3 protein-coding genes and 1 pseudogene are annotated in these 6,372 nt (G+C 73.2%); 3 read left to right on the plus strand and 1 reads right to left on the minus strand.

What is annotated here, in order from left to right:
- Window positions 1-288 precede the first annotated feature (288 nt).
- Entirely contained in the window at window positions 289-1,815 is a 1,527-nt protein-coding gene (locus AB0M39_RS41105; RefSeq protein ID WP_365374063.1) for a leucyl aminopeptidase, read from the minus strand.
- Between the two features lie 286 nt (window positions 1,816-2,101).
- On the opposite strand from AB0M39_RS41105, the gene AB0M39_RS41110 reads away from it, so the two are divergent.
- The 3 genes and pseudogenes from AB0M39_RS41110 to AB0M39_RS41120 form a co-directional block, all read left to right on the plus strand.
- On the plus strand, window positions 2,102-4,249 hold the full coding sequence (locus tag AB0M39_RS41110; protein WP_365374065.1) for a hypothetical protein: 2,148 nt from the start codon (window positions 2,102-2,104) through the stop codon (window positions 4,247-4,249).
- Between the two features lie 31 nt (window positions 4,250-4,280).
- Entirely contained in the window at window positions 4,281-5,789 is a 1,509-nt protein-coding gene (pelF, locus tag AB0M39_RS41115) for a GT4 family glycosyltransferase PelF (RefSeq protein ID WP_365374068.1), read from the plus strand.
- A pseudogene (locus AB0M39_RS41120) lies at window positions 5,786-6,372 on the plus strand (hypothetical protein); the annotation flags it as partial. The gene pelF and the pseudogene AB0M39_RS41120, both read left to right, overlap by 4 nt.

The following is a 6,372-nucleotide window of genomic DNA, read 5'->3' on the forward strand; positions in this document are numbered from 1 at the left end:
ACCGGCCGTTCGTCAGCCCCATCGTGCTCCCGCCCGGCGACCCGGGGCGCTCGTCTGCTACGCCGGTCAGCCGCCGCGCCGCTGCTCAGGCGCTGATCGCGAGACTGGCTGATCGCGACTGACTCATCGGACTCATCGGACCGGCTGGCCGCGACTGCCTGATCGCGACCGACTCATCGTGCTGACTCATCGCGCCGGCTGATCGCGCCGGCCGATCGCGACTGGCCGATCGACCTCTCGCGGGGCTCGGCCGCAGCAGGCGCGCCGCGCGAAGCGGCGCCCCGCCGCTCAGCCCAGGTCGCCCGCCGCCGTGCGCTCGGCGAGCTTGACCAGGGTGCGGACGCCGGAGCCGGTGCCGCCCTTGGGCGTGTAGCCGTAGGGCGCCCCCTCGTGGAAGGCGGGGCCCGCGATGTCCAGGTGCGCCCAGGTGATGCCCTCGCCGACGAACTCCTTCAGGAACAGGCCGGCCACCAGGCCGCCGCCCATCCGCTCGCCCATGTTCGCGATGTCGGCGGTGGGGGAGTCCATGCCCTTGCGGAGGTCGGAGGGGAGGGGCATCGGCCAGGACGCCTCGCCGACCTCCTCGGCGATCTCGTGCACGGAGGCGCGGAAGGCGTCGTCGTTGGCCATGATCCCGAAGGTGCGGCTGCCCAGCGCCATCACCATCGCGCCGGTCAGGGTCGCCACGTCGACGATCGCGTCCGGGCTCTCCTCGGAGGCCTTGGTGATCGCGTCGGCCAGCACCAGACGGCCCTCGGCGTCGGTGTTGAGCACCTCGACGGTCTTGCCGCTGTACATGCGCAGCACGTCGCCGGGGCGGGTGGCCGTGCCCGACGGCATGTTCTCGGCGAGCGCCAGCCAGCCGGTGACGTTGACCGCGAGGCCCAGCCGCGCGACCGCGACGACGGCGGCGAAGACCGCGGCGGCGCCGCTCATGTCGCACTTCATCGTCTCGTTGTGGCCGGCCGGCTTGAGGGAGATGCCGCCCGAGTCGTAGGTGATGCCCTTGCCGACGAAGGCGAGGGTCTTGGCCGCCTTGGGGTGCGTGTAGGCGATCCGGACCAGGCGCGGGCCGTGCTCCGAGCCCTGGCCGACGCCGAGGATGCCGCCGTAGCCGCCCTTGTCCAGGGCCTTCTCGTCGAGCACCTGCACCTTGAGGCCGTGCTCCTTGCCCGCGGCGGCGGCCACGGCGGCGAAGGACTCGGGGAACAGGTCGTTCGGCGGGGTGTTGACCAGGTCGCGGGCCCGGTTGATCTCCTCGACCAGCGCGATGGCGCGCTCGGCCGCGGCCTTGTACGCCTTGTCGCGCGGCTTCGCGCCGAGCAGGGCCACCTCGGCCAGCGGCTGCTTGCCGTTCTTGGCGCCCTTGGCGTTCTCGCCGCCCTGGTAGGCGGTGAAGGCGTACGCGCCCAGCAGCGCGCCCTCGGCGACGGCCTCCGCGTCCTCGGCCGCCTCGATCGGCAGGGCGAACGCGGCCTTCTTGACGCCGGTCAGCGCACGGGCGGCGGCGCCCGCCGCGCGGCGCAGGGACTCGGCGGCGTAGGCCTCGTCCTTGTCCGGGGCCTGGCCGAGGCCGACCGCGACGACCAGCGGGGCCTTGAGGCCGGACGGCGCGGGGAGCTTGGTCACCTCGCCCTCGGAGCCGCTGGCGCCGAGGGTCTCCAGGACGGAGGCGAGCTTGCCGCCGAACGCCTTGTCCACGGCCTCGGCGCCGGGTGCGGCGATCGGGCCCTTGGCCCCCTTCGCGACGCCGACCACGAGAGCGTCGGCGCGCAGCGTCGCCGCGCCGGCAGTGCTGAGAGTGAGAGCAGTCACGGTGGTGAAATCTCGCTTCCGTTGAGTCGCAGGGCCGTAAGGGCCGTAGTAGGGGATGGATCGGCATCCCACGCCGAGCAAGAGCCTACGCGCGGTCACATGTTTCGCTCACGGCGGCGGCAGTTCACTCATCCGTGGCGTCTCTTTCACGTTTGGCTCATGGGCGACGAGACCTCGGTCACACTCGCCTCATTCAGGCAAGGGGGCACGGGCCTCCTTTGCATCATCTCCACAGGTCCTTCGCACGTTTGACGTGCTCTGAGGGCCTGCGCGAGGGGGGAGAACCATGGGGTTCCATCAAGACGGGCAGACGGCCGGACGAGCAGCCGGACCGTTCGCAGGGGGAAGATCTGGACAGACGTCCGGGCTCGGCGGGGGGCTGAGGCGGCCGGCGACGAGGGCGGCCAGAGCCGCCGCGACCCTGCTCGCCGCCGGACTGCTGGCCACCGCCGTCCCGTCGTCCGCCGCTGCGGCGCCCGCCGCGCCCGCGCCGCGCATCGATCTGACCGTGCTCGTCGTCGACGACGGCGGCGGCGCGGTCGCCGCGATCGTCTCCGAGCTCAAGGACACCGGGGTGCCCTACCGCACGGTGGACCTCGACGACCCGAACCGCCCGGTCGTCGACGCCGCGTTCCTGTCCGACACCGTCGGCGGCCGCCCGCGCGCCAAGTACCAGGGCGTCGTCGTCCCCGACGAGGACCCGTTCGGCTCCGGCACGACGGCGGGGGCCGCCGAGAACGCCGCCCTCTTCGCGTACGAGACGGCCTTCGGCATCCGCCAGGTCGACGCGTACACCTGGTCCCACCCCGGCGTCGGCCTCGAGTACGTCGACAACGGCGGCTACGCGGGAACGCTCGACGGCGCCCGGAGCGCGGTCACCGCGGCCGGCCGCACCGGCCCCTTCGGCTACCTCGACGGCCCCGTCGCCTTCGAGGACAACTCGCCCCTGATCGGCGAGAGCTACGGCTACGCCGGCAAGCCGAGGGAAGGATTCACCAGCTACCTCGACACGCCCGTCGACGACGACGGCGCCCGCGGCAGCCTGGTCGGCGAGTACGCCCACGACGGCCGCCGCGAGCTGGTCGTGACCTTCGCGTACAACCAGTACCAGCGGCAGTTCCGGGCGCTGGCCCGGGGCATCGTCGAATGGCTCACCCAGGGCGTCCACCTCGGCCAGAGCCGCAGCTACTTCTCCGTCCACGTCGACGACGTCTTCGCGCCCGACGCCCGCTGGGACACCGAGCGCAACTGCACCCCCGGCGACCTCGACTGCACCGGCGGCGGAGAGGAGACCGACCCCATCCGGATGTCCGCCGACGACGCGGCGTACGCGGCGGCGTGGCAGCGCTCCGCGGGCTTCACCCTCGACCTGGTCCACAACGCCGGCGCCGGCGAGGAGTGGAAGGCCGAGCACGGCGGCGCGGACCCGCTCGCCGCCCGGCTGGTGGCCGACCGCGCCCAGTACCGCTGGGTCAACCACACCTACACCCACCCCTTCCTCGGCTGCGTCCAGGACACCTCCGTCGTCCCCTGGCGGTGTGCCAAGGACGCGGCGGGCAAGACCCTGTGGATGAGCCGCGCCCAGATCTCCGCGCAGATCCGCGACAACCACGACTGGGCGGTGCGCAAGGGCATCTCGGTCGACCGCGCCGAGCTCGTGACCGGCGAGCACTCCGGGCTGCGGACCCTGCCGCAGCAGCCGGACGACAACCCGAACCTCGCGGGCGCGCTGGCCGACAACGGGGTCAAGTGGATCGCCAGCGACAACTCCCGCGAGCCGCAGCAGCGTGCCGTCGGCGCGGCCAAGACCGTGCCCCGCCACCCGATGAACGTGTACTACAACGTCGGCACGGCCGCCGAGATGGCCGACGAGTACAACTGGATCTACACGGCGCAGGACGACGGGGGCAGCGGAGTCTGCGAGACCAACCCCGCCTCCACCTGCCTCGCCGAGCCGCTCGACACCGCCACCGGCTACGGCGACTACATCGTGCCGCAGGAGGCGCGCACCGCGCTCAGCCACGTCCTGGCCAACGACCCGCGTCCGCACTACGTCCACCAGTCCAACCTCGCCGAGGAGCGCCTCCTCTACCCGGTCCTCGACAAGGTGCTGGCCGACTACCGCGCCCTGTTCGCCGACAGCGCCCCGCTCGTCAACCCGCGCCAGCGCGACGTCGGCCTCGAGCTCCAGCGCCGCGCCGTGTGGGACAAGGCCCTGGCGGACGGAAAGGTCACCGCGTACCGCATCGGCGACACCGTCACCGTCAAGGCGCCCTCCGGAGTGAGCGCGCCGATCACCGCGCCCGAGGGAACCCGCAAGCAGCTGCCGCTGACCACCGGCGCCTTCGGCACGGCGTACGCGGGGGCCCGCTCCGCGTGGACCGCGCCCGAGGCGCTCCAGTCGGCGATCACGCTCAAGCTGCCCGCCGTCTGAGAGCCGTACGACCGCTGTACTGGGGGGAACCATGCTGAGCTGCGGCCGCCATGTCACCATGCTCACCGAAGGCACCTATCCACACGTCCACGGGGGCGTGTCCACCTGGTGCGACCAGCTCGTCCGCGGAATGCCCGAGGTCGACTTCCAGGTCGTCGCCCTCACCGGCAGCGGGCGCGAGCCGGTCACCTGGCAGCTGCCGCCCAACGTCTACCGGCACACGGCCTTCCCGCTCTGGGGGCCGGTGCCGGGCAGGCGGCGCCCGCTCCTCGGGCGGGAGCGGCGCCGCTTCACCGACCTGTACGAACGCTTCCTGCTGTCGGTGCTCGACCCGTCGGCGGGCTGCGACTTCGGCGACGGGCTGTTCCAGCTGGCCGAGTTCGCACGCGCCGGCCGGCTGTCGGCGGCGCTGCGCTCGGAGTCCGTGCTGCGCTCCCTGATGTGGATCTGGACCATGCCGCATCTGGAGATATCCCAGTCCCGGCCCACCGTCCACGACGCGCTGACAGCAACCGACCTGCTGGAGCACGCGCTGCGCCCGCTCGCGGCGCGGATACCCGACGACTCGATCGCACACGCCGTCAGCGCCGGGCTCGCCACCCTGCCGGCCCTCGCCGCGCAGCGCTTCGACGGGACGCCGTTCCTCCTCACCGAGCACGGCATCTATCTGCGCGAGCGCTACCTCGGCTACCGCGCCGAGGCCCAGCGCGCCCCCGTCAAGTCGCTGATGCTGAGCTTCTACCGGGAGCTCAACACCCTCGGGTACCAGCGGGCGGACCTCATCACGCCGTGCAACCAGTACAACCGGCGGTGGGAGGAGCGGGGCGGCGCGCCCGCGGACCGCATCCGCACCGTCTACAACGGCGTCGACCCGTACGCCTTCCCGCAGGCCGGACCCGAGCCGGACGTGCCGACGATCTCCTGGGCGGGACGGATCGACCCCATCAAGGACCTGGAGACGCTGATCCGGGCCTACGCCCTGGTCCGCGCCGAACTCCCCGAGGTGCGGCTGCGGCTGTTCGGCGGCGTCCCCGCGGGCGGCGAGGCGTACCTCACCCGGCTGGAGAAGCTCGCCGCCGAACTGGGCGTCGTGGACGGCGTCAGCTGGGAGGGCCGGGTCAGCGACGTGGCCCGCGCCTACGCCGGCGGGAGCGTGGTCCTGCTCTCCAGTATCAGCGAGGGATTCCCCTTCTCCCTGATCGAGGCGATGTCCTGCGGACGCGCCACCGTCTCCACGGACGTCGGCGGGGTGCGCGAGGCCGTCGGCGACACCGGACTGGTGGTGCCGCCGAGGGAGCCCGCGGTGATGGCGGAGGCGACGCTCGGACTGCTGCGCGACGACGAGCGGCGGGCGGAGCTGGGCGCGCGGGCGCGGCAGCGGGTCGTCGACCGGTTCACGCTGCGCCGCTCGGTGGACGGGTTCCGCCGCATCTACCTGGAGCTGGCGGGCTTCCCCGAGCAGGCGGACACCGGCTTCGCCCCCGTCGGCCTCCCCGATCCATGGCGTCAGGACCGGACGGCCCAAGAGGCGCTGACATGAGCGGGCCGCTCTGGCAGGGGCCCGAGGCCGGGGGCCGCTCCGGCGCGGCCGAGGGACGGGTCGACACCCTCCCGACGCTGCCCAGACAGCGCGGCGGCGCCGGCCTGGCCGCGGATCCGCTGGACGAACTCGCCGACCGGCTCGAGGAGTTGATAGCGGCGGCCGTCCACCCCGACGAGATCGCCGCGATCCTCGAGTCCGACGGCATGACGGACGACCAGATCAAGCTCGGATACGGCCGCGAGGACTCCTTCACGCTGGCCGAGGAGCTGTACGCCAAGGTCCCGCGCCGCTACCCCGAGCCGCCCGGACCCCCGCTCGACCCCTGGCACGTCGGCCTGCTCGGCTGTCTGCTGCGCGGGCTGGTCTTCGCCCTCCCTGGGCTGGCGTACGTGCTGGGGGCGCCGCTCCTGAAGGGGGTGGGCCTGGCCCCGCTGCTGGCGGGCGCGTTGAGCGGCTGGGTGTGGAACCAGGCGCTCTCCCACCGCGCGTACTCCTGGCTGGGCCTGGGCGACCGGACGGCGGCGGCGCGCTCGCTGCTCGTCGGGGCGCCCGCGGGCGCGGCGCTGGGCACGGCGGCTGC

This window comes from Streptomyces sp. NPDC051907 (assembly GCF_040681075.1).
Lineage (GTDB): Bacteria > Actinomycetota > Actinomycetes > Streptomycetales > Streptomycetaceae > Streptomyces.

Bases quoted from the DNA above. Each gene is read 5' to 3' on its own strand.
- AB0M39_RS41110 (WP_365374065.1), top strand. From the start codon at position 2,102: ATGGGGTTCCATCAAGACGGGCAGACGGCCGGACGAGCAGCCGGACCG.
- pelF (WP_365374068.1), top strand. From the start codon at position 4,281: ATGCTGAGCTGCGGCCGCCATGTCACCATGCTCACCGAAGGCACCTAT.